This is a genomic window from Vibrio panuliri, assembly GCF_009938205.1.
GTDB classification, from domain to species: Bacteria; Pseudomonadota; Gammaproteobacteria; order Enterobacterales; family Vibrionaceae; genus Vibrio; species Vibrio panuliri.
On the sequence record NZ_AP019655.1, the window covers coordinates 1556212 to 1570753 of the forward strand.

General features: G+C 45.3%; 14 protein-coding genes. 6 read left to right on the plus strand and 8 right to left on the minus strand.

Annotated elements, in window-relative coordinates; all coding sequences use genetic code 11:
• Positions 1-57: 57 nt before the first annotated feature.
• From GZK95_RS21725 to GZK95_RS21745, 5 genes are all read left to right on the plus strand, one after another.
• Complete coding sequence (locus tag GZK95_RS21725; protein WP_075705759.1) at positions 58-474, plus strand: MaoC family dehydratase; 417 nt, start codon at positions 58-60, stop codon at positions 472-474.
• A 16-nt stretch (positions 475-490) separates the two neighbouring features.
• Positions 491-1687, plus strand: coding sequence for an enoyl-ACP reductase FabV (gene fabV, locus GZK95_RS21730; protein ID WP_075715473.1), 1197 nt, complete (start codon positions 491-493; stop codon positions 1685-1687).
• 199 nt (positions 1688-1886) lie between these two features.
• The gene (locus GZK95_RS21735; protein WP_075715474.1) at positions 1887-3086 is read left to right on the plus strand and encodes an MFS transporter; all 1200 of its coding nucleotides are present in this window, start codon (positions 1887-1889) and stop codon (positions 3084-3086) included.
• A 9-nt stretch (positions 3087-3095) separates the two neighbouring features.
• Entirely contained in the window at positions 3096-4031 is a 936-nt protein-coding gene (locus GZK95_RS21740; RefSeq protein ID WP_075715475.1) for an alpha/beta hydrolase, read from the plus strand.
• Positions 4032-4111: 80 nt separating this feature from the next.
• Complete coding sequence (locus GZK95_RS21745; RefSeq protein ID WP_075705763.1) at positions 4112-5374, plus strand: hypothetical protein; 1263 nt, start codon at positions 4112-4114, stop codon at positions 5372-5374.
• A 128-nt stretch (positions 5375-5502) separates the two neighbouring features.
• On the opposite strand, the gene GZK95_RS21750 is transcribed toward GZK95_RS21745, so the two are convergent.
• Both GZK95_RS21750 and GZK95_RS21755 read right to left on the minus strand, forming a co-directional pair.
• Positions 5503-6042 (minus strand): dihydrofolate reductase family protein, encoded by a 540-nt coding sequence (locus GZK95_RS21750; protein WP_075715476.1) that lies wholly within the window; start codon positions 6040-6042, stop codon positions 5503-5505.
• Positions 6043-6066: 24 nt separating this feature from the next.
• A complete protein-coding gene (locus tag GZK95_RS21755) occupies positions 6067-6492 on the minus strand; it encodes a MarR family winged helix-turn-helix transcriptional regulator (RefSeq protein WP_075705765.1) in 426 nt (141 codons plus the stop codon).
• Between the two features lie 157 nt (positions 6493-6649).
• Here GZK95_RS21755 and GZK95_RS21760 point away from each other — a divergent pair, with 157 nt between their 5' ends.
• Entirely contained in the window at positions 6650-6973 is a 324-nt protein-coding gene (locus tag GZK95_RS21760; RefSeq protein WP_075715477.1) for a DUF3861 domain-containing protein, read from the plus strand.
• A gap of 42 nt (positions 6974-7015) precedes the next feature.
• Here the strand turns inward: GZK95_RS21760 and GZK95_RS21765 are convergent, their stop codons facing one another.
• The 6 genes from GZK95_RS21765 to GZK95_RS21790 form a co-directional block, all read right to left on the minus strand.
• Positions 7016-7570 (minus strand): GNAT family N-acetyltransferase, encoded by a 555-nt coding sequence (locus GZK95_RS21765; RefSeq protein ID WP_075715478.1) that lies wholly within the window; start codon positions 7568-7570, stop codon positions 7016-7018.
• 188 nt (positions 7571-7758) lie between these two features.
• Positions 7759-9456 carry an ATP-binding SpoIIE family protein phosphatase gene (locus GZK95_RS21770; protein WP_075715479.1) on the minus strand — a complete coding sequence of 566 codons (1698 nt, stop codon included), beginning with the start codon at positions 9454-9456 and terminating at the stop codon, positions 7759-7761.
• 9 nt (positions 9457-9465) lie between these two features.
• Positions 9466-9765: an STAS domain-containing protein gene (locus tag GZK95_RS21775; protein ID WP_075715480.1), complete on the minus strand. Its 300-nt coding sequence runs from the start codon at positions 9763-9765 to the stop codon at positions 9466-9468.
• A 392-nt stretch (positions 9766-10157) separates the two neighbouring features.
• On the minus strand, positions 10158-12161 hold the full coding sequence (locus GZK95_RS21780; RefSeq protein WP_075715481.1) for a tRNA(Met) cytidine acetyltransferase TmcA: 2004 nt from the start codon (positions 12159-12161) through the stop codon (positions 10158-10160).
• 177 nt (positions 12162-12338) lie between these two features.
• Positions 12339-13310 carry a ParB/RepB/Spo0J family partition protein gene (locus GZK95_RS21785; RefSeq protein WP_151148834.1) on the minus strand — a complete coding sequence of 324 codons (972 nt, stop codon included), beginning with the start codon at positions 13308-13310 and terminating at the stop codon, positions 12339-12341.
• Positions 13311-13318: 8 nt separating this feature from the next.
• Complete coding sequence (locus GZK95_RS21790) at positions 13319-14536, minus strand: ParA family protein (protein ID WP_075705772.1); 1218 nt, start codon at positions 14534-14536, stop codon at positions 13319-13321.
• Between the last annotated feature and the right edge of the window lie 6 nt (positions 14537-14542).

A 14542-nucleotide genomic window follows, 5' to 3' on the forward strand; every position in this document is an offset into this window, starting at 1 on the left:
TCTTGCCATAAAAATCGCAGTTTTTATCGCAAAACTATTTCGAAGAGATACATCACTATGAGTTATTCCATCGACCAGCTTGAGCTGGGACAAAGTGCACACTTTGAAAAAACCATTAGCGAATCTGATATCCAAATGTTTTGTGGTATCAGCGGCGATATTAACCCGGTACATGTTAGCCAAATTGCTGGACAAAAGAGTATTTTCGGCAATCGCGTAGCACATGGAATTATGGTGTCAGGCTTAACCTCTGCGGTACTTGGCATGCAACTGCCCGGCCCTGGGACAATTTACTTAGGGCAAGAACTGAAATTTACCGCTCCGGTATACATCGGCGATACCATTCGCGCCGAAGTTGAAATTATTGAAATCAATCGCGAGAAAAATATCGTCAAACTGGCCACTCGCAGCATTAATCAGAATAACAAAATCGTTATTGAGGGCATGGCAACCGTTATGCCGCCAAAGCATTAAAATTTGAGGATCTATTATGATTATTAAACCTATCATTCAAGGTGTTGTTGCCCGCTCTGCGCATCCAACAGGTTGCCACCAAGCAGTACTGAACCAAATCGATTACGTTATGCATGCGCCACAAATAACCCAAGGACCAAAAAAAGTATTGGTGCTCGGTGCCTCTTCTGGATTCGGCTTAGCATCACGCATTAGTCTCGCCTTCGGCGGCGCTCAAGCCGACACGATTGGCGTCTCTTTTGAGCGTGGTCCAAGCGATAAAGGGGTTGGAACCGCAGGGTGGTATAACAATATATACTTCCGCCAAGAGGCCGAAAAACAAGGATTGATTGCCAAAAACTTTGTTGGCGATGCCTTCTCTAGCGACATGCGCAACCAAGTTATCGATTACATTAAAAATGAATTTGGTGGTCAGGTTGATTTGGTAGTTTACAGCTTAGCCACAGGCGTAAGACCAAATCCAGAAACCGGTGAACTTTGGCGCTCGGCAATCAAAACCTCAGGAGAGCCAGTTGTCGGACCAACCATCAATATCGAAAAAGACTGCTTAGAGTCTATGGAAGTGGGCACTGCCACCGCAGAAGAGATGGATTCAACGATTAAGGTCATGGGCGGCGAAGATTGGCAAAGTTGGATTGATATGCTGGCAGAGTCGAATGTGCTTGCCCAAGGCTGCAAAACTGTCGCCTATTCGTATGTCGGTCCTGAGGTCACCTACCCAATCTACCACAAAGGCACATTGGGCAGCGCTAAAGCGCATTTGCATCGTACCGCAGATCAACTCAACCAAACGCTTAACCAACTTGGTGGAGAGGCTTATGTGTCGGTATGTAAGGCGTTAGTCACTAAAGCGAGTGTGTTTATTCCTGCATTCTCGCCGTACATTCTCTCGCTATTTAAAGTGATGAAAGAGAAAGGCACTCACGAAGGCTGTATTGAGCAGATGCAGCGCTTATTTGCTCAGCGCCTCTATATGCCAAGCGTTCCTGTCGATGATGCTCGTTTAATTCGCATTGATGACTGGGAGTTGGAGCCAGAAACTCAGCAACAAGTTAAAACTCTGATGGCCCAAATGACTGCCGATAATTTCAGCCAGATTGGCGACTACAATGGCTATAAACTCGATTTTCTCCAACTCAATGGGTTTGGTTTTAGTGAAGTCGATTACGATGCCCCCGTTGACGTCAACAAGCTCGCTTTATTACAACCGTAAGAAGCATATTCCTCGCAAAGATAAAGTCCCCGCCTTAACGCGGGGATTTTTTTATCCATCTGATTTTTCGAAACATTTTCATACTAATCCTAGCAGGATCACACAATTCATTATTGCAAAATAAGGATAATACCCTGTTTTTATTGGGGTATTATTAATCATGGAAAACAAATCTAATATCCCCTACAAGGTACACGTTATGAACAAGAAACATCTTATCGAGATAACGATATTTCTCACCTATGCATTATTCGCCATGTCTTGGGTAGCAGGTTCAATGATGACCACAGACATCATGTCCTACTACAACATCGATGGTATGGCGGCGGCAACTTGGATGACCAACGCAATTACCATTGCCAAAATCATCGGTAACTTAGCTGCAGCTTGGCTGCTGGTAAAAATGGGCCCGAAAAAAGCCTTTGCGGTTGCTTCTCTGCTCATCGTAGCGGGCGCGATTGGCGCATTTGCATCAAACTATCCATTGTATGTCTTTTCCCGCTTGGTAATGGGTTTTGGCGGTGCATTCGCCATCGTTTACTTCAACCCAATTGTGATCAAGTACTTCTCTGCTGAAGAGCGCCCGTTAATCAATGGTATTAACGCCGCAGCTTTTAACATGGGTAACCTGCTTGCACTGCTTTTCACAGGTTCAATGTTGGCAAGTCTGGGCAGTTGGCAAAACGTTATTCTTGCTATTTCTGCCATTAGCTTAGCGATTCTAATCGTTTGGTGGTTTATCAGTGATGATTTCTCACTATCAAGCACCGCAGACAACAAAGAACAAGCGGCTTATACCTTAAAAGATGGAATGAAAGAATCCGTTAACTGGTGGCTACCAATCGCCTACTCCGGTCTATTGTTCTGCTATATCTCAGTTTTCGCACTGTTCCCGCTAGTACCAAGCTTTGCGGCTGAAGCCAAATACCTCTCTTCGATTATGATTGGTGCAGGTATGGTCGGCACAATCGCCGGGATTATCGCGGCTAAGCGTTACCCTCTACGCGTACCTGTGATTCGCTACTGTGGCTTGGCGATGACCGCCTTTGCAGCATTAATGATCACCACCGGCAGTGCGACTATTGCCTACGGCGCTGCATTTATGGCGGGATTCTTTATGTTCGTACCAATGACCTCGCTAGTGACGCTCCCACAAGAGCTACCTAACATGACACCAGGGCGCATTACGGTGATCTTCGGTATGTTCTGGTCAATCTCATACACCATAGAAACAATACTGATGTACTTTGCCGGTGTGATTGCAGATACCACAGGTAACATTGCTTATGCGGCCACCTTTGCGGTCATTTGCTCGTCAACTTTCTTCCTTGCCAGTTTCTTCTTACCAGAAACCGGTAAGAAACCTGAAGTCATCAACGCAACAACTAAAAATGCTTAAGGAGGCGTTATGCGTCAAGTTAGTCCTAAATTAGAAGCGTGGTTAGAAAACTTCAATATTTTAGTCAATCAGTTGGTTGAAGGTGGCTTCAAACCCAATGCAACCAATGCTCGCGAAGGGCTGGCAAACCTCACTAAAGGTCTTGTCACCGATATTCCCGCGGTGGGTTGGATTCAAGATGACGTGGTGAAAGGCGGAGAGTATGCCGTTCCAGTCCGCATCTATCACCCGCAACCAGACCAGGCGCTACCTGTTTTGGTCTATTACCATGGCGGTGGACATATGGCGGGAAGCGTGACTGTCTATGACCCTATTTGCCGTAAACTCGCTCTGGCGACCAACCATATCGTCGTGGCAGTTGAGTATCGCCTTGCGCCTGAATGTCCATATCCGGCTGGCGTCAACGACGCATACGCAGTGGTACAACACCTTTGGAAAGTACTCGATGAACGTCAAGTAAACTATCAACCAACTCTCGCCATCGCGGGGGATTCTGGTGGTGGTGCTTTAGTGGCGACTGTCAGTGCAAAAGCGCAGTTCGATCCGAATGTCTCCATCACTAAACAGGTGATGATTTACCCAAGCCTCGATTACACAATGGACAGTGCTTCGATGGAAGAAAATGCGACTGGCTATCTACTGCAAAAAGGTAAGATTGCATGGTACTTCGACAACTACTTCCAAAATGGCGAAGATCGCAAGCAAGCATCACCACTGTACCAACCGATGACAGCACAGTTACCTGAAACTCTCCTATTTACCGCGGAATTCTGTCCGCTAAGAGACGAAGGTATCGCTTACTGTGAAATGGCCCAAGCCGCTGGCGCAAGCGTCGAGCACTATCACTTCAACGACATGATTCACACCTTCATTAATATGGAAGATCTGGTTAAAGAAGAGTGTCAGTTGACTTACCAAAAAATCAGCGAGTTTTTAAACCGCTAGAGCTTTCTTCTTCGGTGCCCATAGCCCAGCATTTGCAGTTTAAGTGAGCGCTGGGCACCGGAATTACATGGACATAAACAATGAAAACGCACACGTTATATTTAGCGGTAGCGGGGATCTGCACATCTTTTGCAACCCACTCTGCGGTGGTTGAATTAAACGAACAAGCGAAACTTGATTGGGGAGTCGATGCGTATGTCAGAGCCCATGCCATCGACCCTTCCAATGCTGAGTCAGAAAATGGCTATAGTAGCCGATTCCGCCTGACCACTAACTTGATTTTGGAAGATGGTTGGTCCATCAACACTCGTTGGCAAGGTTATTACGATTGGTCCGGTGACCGCCGTCATAGTGGCGGAGCGGGCACAAACTATACCGACGGCAGCAATGCTGATGGCTTATCTATCGACTTAGGCTTTGTTCAATATGCTCAAGATGGTTTACTACTTCGAGCGGGTCGTCAACGAGCTGACTGGGCCTATGGCTTCAATATCCAAAATGATCGCCGAGACCGTTTATTGGCGATGCAGTCATACGGTTATGGAGAAGCTAATAATGTTAGTCTCATCGGTATCTATGACTTACGTTTTGCCGAGGATGAACTCGACTCGTCGATTGACGTTTACGATGACGTTCATATGTACGCATTAGCGGCAGTTGGTAAACACAACGCATTGGATTGGGGCATGCTCTGGGCATACTTTGACGGTGGCGCGCAAAACATTGGTGACGCGAGTCAGAATATTCCACAGCAAGGCTATGGTATTGACTACTTCCACAATATCTCACCATTTTTCACCCTGAGCTTTGACAAACTAGCATTAAAAGGCGCGGCGAATATCATTCTTTCCGACTCAACAGAGAAGAATGGTTACCACACGACATGGGGATCAGATGGTTATGCCGGTTTCCTTGAAGCCAGTTATCAGCTCACCTCTAACGTGCAAATTCAAGCTCAAGGAACAGGGTTTGTCGATGGTGGCTTAGTTGGACGCGGCTTTGATACCTACTCAGGGCTAATCAACAACAGTGACCGAAACAATCCTAGCCCTATCTCTCGACAGTTCTTTGGCGGATTAGGCCACGAGAACAACGATGGCCATATCTATGCCGCACGAGTCAATTGGCAAGTGAATGATAAGTGGCAACTTCAATTTGCTGGTGGGCAGATGAGCATCGACAATGAGTTGGGAAGCCAAAAAGATATTGAAGCGACATTTGCCGACATCAAAGCCCAATATCAATGGAGCAAGTATACCGACTTTAGCTTGCAAACCAGCTGGGCTAATGACGATATTGATGATCTCGCCGCGATGGCACAGATCAATATTCGTTACAAATAGTTCTCTCTACACGCAGAAAGCGGTGAGATATTCTCACCGCTTTTTTATACTTTACACTGTAAACTCGCCTTGATAACACAAAACACACGTGCGGGTATGCGCGTTGCTCGAGTTAACAACCACTTAAATTAACGAAGTCGCACAAAACGGCTTTGCACTAAACAGTCTAACCATCGCTCAGTCGATACATTAGTAAACTTTAGCGGCGCGACAAGATCGCCAAATAATGGCACACCACCGCCAAGCAAAACTGGGATGGTTGTAATGATCATCTCATCAATTAGATCCTGCTCAAGAAAACTCTGCACTGTTTTGCCACCATCAATGTATAAGCGCTGATAACCTTTCTGGTTAAGTTCGCTGACCACTTGCGTTAACTCACCCTTGATCAAAAATACTTTGTCCTGATAGTCACTAGGGACGGAAGACAATGTATTACTCAACACAAACACAGGTTTACTGTAAGGCCAATCGCAGTCGAAACTTGCTACCATTTCAAAAGTGTTTCTACCCATAACCAATGCATCAATCTGATCCATAAAGTTAGCGAAACCGAAATCTGAACCCGTTGTATTTGGGTTCGGAGTATCATGTAACCAATCTAACTGGTTATTCTTGTCAGCGATGTAACCATCAATACTGGTTGCTATATAAACAATATTAGACACAAACGTTCTCCGTTCTATCGTGGATCAAGCATTGAGATTCGCGACCATTTTCCCAACAACCTGCTCAAATTGCGCGAGTTGCTCACTCGAAAGATCTTTCGTCATTTTATCATGCAGTTTTGCATCGATACTGGTGATCTTACTCACGATCTCTTGTCCTTTCTCTGTCACCTTTAAACATTGACTGCGCTTATCTTGGGGATTGGGCAATTTTGCTATTAATCCCTTTTCGATCAAAGCATTGAGTAGTCTTGTGACCTGAGCTTTATCTCGTGAAAGAAAACCTGAAATATCAACTGCGCTGCAGTTTGGTTGATGCGTCACTATCTTCAGCACCCGAACATGCATCGGTGCAATATCTAACTCTAGCTGCTCAATTTGCTCATGCAAATTGCGCTTCACACTATGCACTAATTGAAACAATGTATCTAAAGATTTTGTATCCGACATTTTTGTCCCTTAAGAATATAGTTGACATCGTCAACCATTAAATTATAGTTGATATTATCAACTTAATACTCCTATGTTGCAACGCAATATGCGCTCAACCCAGATGAAGTCTGATGGTATTAGCAAATATAACCCTTCACAGATAGAGAGAACAAAGATGATTGATAAAATCCGTAAAGAAAAACATTACCGCGTAACTATAGAAGAAATTTCACCAGTCAATGAACGCGTTCAGCGCCTTGAGTTTGAACACCAAGATAAAGAAGATCTTTTTAATACCGTTGAGAAGATTAAGTTAGGCACTGATCTTGAGCCCCAAACCGCAACCAAAGTCGCTGTTGCACTGCGCTTGATTGGCCCAGTAATGATGGGAAATCGCAAACATCCCCTGTTCAGTGATTTAATGCCACATTTTAAAAGCTTTATGCACAACCTAAAAACAAGTGTGAAAAGCAAAATCCAAGCAACAAACAATGCTTAACAAACCAGACTACTTGGGGGCGATAGCCCCTGATTAGTAACTCTAGCGCAAAATCACTGTTGAGCGCTGTTGCCACTCATTAGAACGAATCGCTAGCACAAGGGTATCCCACCACTGATTTTTGAAGAAGCGATGTTGGTGAAAGCGCCCTTCTTCAACCATACCAAGATATTTACACAACTTAATTGCGGCACGATTTTCACTGATCGTCTCAGCATACATTCTATGCACACCTAATTGGTTAAAACCATAGTCAACCAATAACGAAGCGGCTTCTTGCATCAAACCCGTTCCTTGATATCGACGCGACATACCACATCCAATGGAAGCTTGCAGATCACTCTCTAAGCGTAGACATACCGTACCAATAAAATTGCCGGTTAGTTTATCTTCTATTGCCAATTGGTAAGCGGTCCGTGGTTGCGCTTGTGCTTGCTCAATAAAGAGTTGAGTGAGTTGCCGATATTTCTCAGCTCGACAATCTTCCTCGCTATAAAAACGTTGGTATTTCTCATCTTGAGTTAACTCAACAAACGCGGCTTCATCGCTTAACTGCATATCACGTAATATGACTCTTCGGCTCTCAAGTTTAAACATCGCTAATCCCTAACCTTTGCACACTGTCGAGCAATCTACTCACCTATCTTTACGCATCCACTATGAAGATGAATAACTGAAGTTTCAAATATAAGTCGCAACGGTGAGACGCAAGACATTTCACAGCGTCGAATCGTGTTGTTGGCAAATGGATTGGCGAAGTAGATAGATTTACATTGTAAATCCAGTTACTTCGAAACAGGAAATCGATGGGGCGCTTCAAAGCAGTACGTCGCCGTGACTTTCTTACCTTCATTACTGTATTCAAGCGAGTCACACAGTTCTGTCGCTAAAACAATTCCCCGTCCATAGGACATACCATTCGATGGTTGTTTAGGGTGCGCTCGATAGTCGAAGCCAACGCCATTATGTTCCAGAACCATAACTAAGCAACATGCATCGGGTTGATAGTCAAAGTTGACTTGCAGCCAAGCATCCTCACGCATTTGCTTTAGTTCTTGCTCTCTTTTTTGATAAAACAGAAAAAAGCCCTCGGGCTGTTCTTTGATGGTGCTATCCATACAGAGTAAGCCATGGTCTATAGCATTAGTCACCAACTCAGAGAGAACGGAGCAGACCAAATCAAGATGAGGCCCAGAGAAGATGATTCCAGCGAGGAAGCGCCGTATATCACTCATCAGGTTGACTTGCTTAATCACCTCAGCTGGGAAGCTCAACGTCGACTGAATAGGCAAGCTACTGTATGAGTCCTTGATATCGAGTTTCGTTGTACTCTTATCACTTGAAATTGGAAACTGCATCGAAAGTATCGAGAGATCATCTTCGACGCTCTTGTCCGCAAACTCTTTGATAGATTGATAGAGAGATGGAATGGTCATACAACCGGACTGCAGAACCTTCTCTAAGCGTTCTTGACCGAACCACTCGCCTTGTTGATTAACGGCTTCTATCACCCCATCGGTATAGGCGATGATGCGTTGGTTGGGCTCTAGCGTTAGATGGACGAGGTTTGCCTCAAACTGCTTGTTAGATAATACGCCTAACGGCATATGTTTGGACTCAAGTCTTCGTATTATCTTCCCATCTCGATCAAGAATATAAGCATCAGGTAGTCCCCCACCCCACCAAGAAACTTCAAAACCGCTGGCTCTTACCTCGAAGAAGCTGGCAGCAAGCATCATCCCAGAAGGCAGAAAGCGCTCCAGCACATGGTTAATTTCACCAACAATTTCACCAAGCGACATCCCTTTCACAGCCATAGAGAAGAACGCTCGCGTAGCAGGTATCGCAGAAATCGCGGCAGGTAAACCATGTCCCGTCGCATCCGCTATCATCACGTATACCCCACCATGAGGCCGATTCGCAACGACAATCAAGTCCCCATTAAAAACCGTTGAGGGTGTCGAGATGTAGTCCACACCATAAACATGTTTCACCTGAGTACTCATCTCTTCTTTCAAGTTGGCAAAAATCGATTCTGCAATCGCGTAGTCATAGCGAGTCTGTTCATGAAAAAGACTCAGTTCATCTCGTTGTGCCATCACCTCATTGTGCATGGTCACAATGCGATAGTGTGCCTGAACCTTTGCCAGCAACACACTGCTTTCTACCGGCTTAAGAACGAAGTCATCGCCAAGTGATAAGCAGCGCTCGAATGAATCGTGGTCATCTAACACGGTCAAAAAGATAATCGCGATGTGCTTATCGGGAAACGCTTGTCGAACTTGCTGAGCGGTAGTAAAACCGTTTTGCTCGGGCATCATAACATCAAGCAAGACGATATCTGGTAGGTCTGGCATTTGACGCATTGCATCAACCACACCAACGCCACTGGCGAACGTATCCACCCTTGACGTTACGTGACTCAACATTAGCCGGCACAACTCTCTATTGGTCTCTTGATCGTCGACTATAACTATTCGCATTGAACGTCCTTATTCAATTAGAAACTTCTTATCAAAGCGTGAAATCGCTAAAACTTTTCTTACTTGAGGTAAGGTGTTCGTCAATCGAATTGCGCCGTCTTCATGTTCTAAGTAATTTTGCATGTTGATCAAAATACCTAAGCCAGCACTATCGATGTAGTCAACTTGCCTAAGATCGATCGTAAATTGATATTCGCGTTTATCGGTGTAACACCGTTTAAACTCCTGAATCAAATTAAAGCCGAACGCGCCGCATACATAAACGGTCACGCGCTTTGATTCTAAGTCAACTTCACTTCTAACAGACATGACTCCCCCTCTAAGTGGCCAAGTTAGCCATTCACTCCGTCAGGCTTTCCAAGGTCGCGTTACGACGCCGCAACGCACCTTAATACCGAGGCCGTTGCCATTACGATGAGCTGAAATGCGAAACCTAACCATTAAACTGATTGCGTATTGTTGAGTTTAGAAAGAAATGGCTATTACGCAAATGACAAACAGACTCGCGCGTCAATTGCCTATTTCAGGTAGGAGAGATAAGAAGGGCTCGGCACTAACCAAGCATGAACGACAGCCGATGTCGAAATAGGCTCGGTCACCCGTTAGTGATACATTTATCTATAACACCATTTACAGTGTAAATCAGTGAAACTCACTTCGATTTACACTGTAAAGATAGATTCTGTTTACACTGTAAATTGCTATTCCAACAATGAAAGTAACAGTGAAGCCTGATGTCTTAATTCAGTTTCAATTTGCTTGCGCCCCGCCAAACTGAACTCTTTGCTACATGCTTGCCAACTATGCTGCTGAACTACCTTACGAATGAGCAGCGCAAAAGGCATAGACATCGCATATTGCAAAGTGAACCGTTCCAATACCGCGACCACATTGTCATAACTGGACCCACCCAACGAGTAATGAGTTAACAGCCGTTTTTCAAAATCGTGAACACTCTCTTTGCTAACACCAAGGCGATTGACCAGACAGCAAACCAGTTCAACATCGAGTTGGTGGTACAAATCTTTGAGCTGGTAGACCAACGTCTTGGCAAATAACTGCTCAGCTTCACTCTTCCACTCTAAATCAGTGTGGACCATAATGACTGAATAACAGCCGCTGGCTTGATCTCGTTGGCTACCTAATTTGACAGCTCGATAGCCATTTTGGTACCAAAATCGGTAGAGTTCTGCAGTTACACCAAAACTCGTTGAATAATATCCGTAGTGACCATTCTCAGTTAACTGACGCAGAACCGTCGAGCCAACACCCTGGCCTTGCCAAGCAGGATGAACTGCAATACGCATTACGCGCAAACTAAGTTGCTTTGCTGGTTCAACTGCGGCAAGTTGGGTCGCTAAAGATGACGCGACTAAGTGACCTTTAGGGCGTCGCTTTCCAAGCAACACTTGCTGAGCCAACGCTTCATCCATCCCACCTTCTTCGACACCAACCACGCAGGCAATACACTTTCCTTGTACCAACACAGTAAAGAGCTTCATCGCAGGATCACTAAGCAACAACAATAAATCGTTTGGCGTAGTTTGATAGTGCGCATTAACCAACAAAGCAAAGCACTGCTTCAATAGCTCCGGCGAGGAAAGTAGTACTTGCTGAGAAATAGCGGTTACAACAATGTCGTGTTCTCTGTCATAAGGGCATTCATCCAACTCTGCGTCGAGCAAAAAGGTTCGGTATTGCCAAGCTTCGAGTGGATCGTTCTCACGCCAACGAATCGGTGTGTCCATATGATAGAAGCGTGTTCCAGAGCGTTCTGCCGCCAACCATGACTGAAACTTTAAGCTAAAGCCGCGACCGCAGCCTTCGTACCCATGAATCGTGGTCGAGAATACTGCGCGATGATATTTCTCAACCATACGCTTGAGCATTGGGAGCGGAATCGCAGAGGCTTCATCAACCAAGAGCAAATCGCACTGTAACTCCCCTTCTACAACTTCATCGGGGGCGACAAACTCAATCGAAGAGCTTTGCCACTCCAACTTTAGCTTGCTACGAGTGCATGCCGATAATCGCGTTTCGGCATGATGAAACAATGGTGCAACGTTACCAACCGTCGGCGACGTTACTACAATACGTATTGGTCGAGATTGCATGAGTTCAGCTGAGGCAATGCCAAGTGCTGTGGTTTTTCCGCGCCCGCGATCAGCGGTCAATACCAACGGGCGACGACGACTTCCGGTCACCACTTTCTTAATCAGCTCGATGGCTTGTTGTTGCATTGCAAAAGGCGCGAAGTCAGCTTCGATGTGAGATTGCTCAGGTAATGCAGGCAACGCTTGGTTTTGCTCGATAACAAGCAATTCGTTTAACGCGCCAACTAACCAGCGGGTTGCTAGGTCGTCCTCTAAGCACTCCGCGTGGAAAAATATCGCAATCCCACCCCCTTTCAACGTGCCTAAAATCGCGTTAACACTGTTGGCATCAAATCCATAAGACAAATCAATCAACAGTAGACTACATTCGTAACCAAGCAGTTGCTGACCTTTGTTGATTGCACGCCATTGTTCGACATAAGGCAGTGCTTCACCGCCAAGCTGGAAAATAGAACCCGAACATTGCTGCGCAGCTAACTGGCACAACTGGTGCTGCCAATTGGCTTCTCCTTTCAGTACTACACCAAAACGGTGATGATTGCTCTGAGCAAGATGAAGCAATTGATTAAGGAAGTTTTGATTTGCTGCCATAACTAAAAATCATGATTGACCATGGCGCTAGTATATACTTAACCACGCTGAAGCGGCAGAGATGAAAGCAGATGGCGCTTTGATTTGCGGTTTATACCAATCGTGATTGGTAGTCATAGAAATCAAGGTAATAAAAAAGCCGCTTATGAAAAGCGGCTTCGGTACGACTGGTTAAGTCTATTTCAGTTTCTCTTCTAGAAAACTGAGGATATCTTGCATAGTTTGCTCATCGATCTTCTTGAGATTCAATGCGAGGTTGGCGCCTTTGCGGCTGTAGCTAACACGGCCTTTGATCAAATCAACCTTATTGCTCACCGCTCGTTTGGTCGGGGCAAGTTCTTCAATCCAAGCTTCAATCATCTCAGAAACATCTTTGGTGATTCGAGCAACACCTTGTGCTTCGCTACGTTGCCAAGCAAAACCTTCTTTATCGCGGCACTTTTTCAACAACATGCCTTTGTCAGCGTGGCTAAGCTGGCTAAACTGTTTGTGCAGTTTAACGATTGTCGGACGCCCAAGATCGGCCACATTTGGATAGGCTTGCAAAAGCTCAAGAGGCAAATCAGCCGCTTTTAATGCTCCACTGACCAATGCTTCACTGCATTGGAACATCTTTGCCAGCGCTTTTTGGTCTTCCGCTTCACCGCTTGCTAGCTTAGCTTGCATCTCTTTGCCTTTCTCATAGAGAGACAATGGTTTGTGAGCATTAGCAACGTCAGAAAGGAACTTCGCGTGTTCTGAATTAATGTCTTTCGCCACATAAACCAAAAACGGTTTACCTGCCAAAATACAAGACATACGACGACGGCTACCGTCAAGAACCTCAATCTTTCCATCTTCACGCATGCGACCTACAGCTGGGTATTGCTGGCCGCGCTCACGCAATGTGACTAATACGTCAGACAGTGCATGTTCATTTAAAAATGATTGCTCACGGGCGTTATCGGCAAACACCACGGTCTTACTTTCAACTTGGTCGGCTTCAACGCGAGTCAGCGTAAATTCAACCATCTCTTCACCCGCCACAGACAACTCAATCACATGAGCCTGCTCTTTTGCAGCCTGTTGAGCTTCTTGCGGTGTGGTTGCAATTCGTTTATTCGTCTTGCCGAATAATCTAGCGTTTAAATCTGAAGTTTTAATTGCCATGAGTTAATTTACCCTTGGTTTAGTGAGTTCCAGTGACTGTGTAACACGCGCTCTAGCTCTAGCGCGCTCTTTTGAACCGCGTCCTGTGCGGTCGCTAGGGTTTTCTTACCCCCTTCAAAATCACTGGTTGTTAAATCAAAAACAGTGCTATAAGTGTCGGCACAGGTTTCAAATGCACGGCTACGCGGAATCGTTGCCATCATGACTTGATCCCCTAACAAATAGTTCATTTCAGTCAAAACCGACACTTGTTTCTTATTGTCATCCTCAAACATGGTTGGCATCAGACGAGCAAACTCTAGTCCTTTCCAATCCTCAGGGAACATCTCATAGACCGTTGGTAAATGTTGGAAAAAGTTGACTGTTGAAGCCCAGTCAAGACGCTTAGCCGCACAAGGAATTAATAGTGCATTCGAGGCGTACATCGCATTCCAAACCAGCGGATCGACGTGTGGGCCCGTATCAATCATGATGACGTCAAAATCGTCAGCAATCTTGTCAATCAGCTTTTCTTTTAGCAGTTTAACAATATCGAGTGACTGATCTTGAGACAGATTTTGCCAAGCTTCTGCGTTAAACATCGCATCTTCAGGGAAAGCGGACACTGTCTTTAAGTTCGGATATTGGGTTGGCAACAACACGTTCTTATGCAAGAACTCGTTAGTGATCTCTACCCCTTCCGGCACGTTTTCCAACATCACATCAACCGCTGAGTAGATGTTATCGTGATCCGTTAAACTAATTTGTGGGTTGAGGAACAAACGTAATGACCCCTGTGGGTCTAAGTCAATTAAGCAGATGCGGTAACGTTTATCAAGGTTAAGGGCTAAGCACGCCGCCAAATGGACAGCGGTCATCGACTTACCAGTACCACCCTTTTGGTTCTGAACGTTAATGATCCATGGCTTGTTCTCAGCATTCTTTTTACGTTCAAAGAACTTTGGCACACCAGCCGCATCCATCAGCATGTGAGCTTCTTGCAATGAAATCGAGTAATGGTTGGCATTATTCTTGGTAAATTGATGCCCATCAGCTTCCAACTTGCTGATCGCTTCATCTAACTTACGACGAGTTAAACCAGAACGAGTTTCCATCAACGCTTTTGACATTGGTGGGAAATGGTCATCACTTCGTTCTTCTAACACGATCTCAATGCGGTCTGCTTGAACCTGTGCTGTCTGTTCTGCTAGCTGAATGAGATTCTCAATTGTCTGTTCTCTTTTCATCGCCAA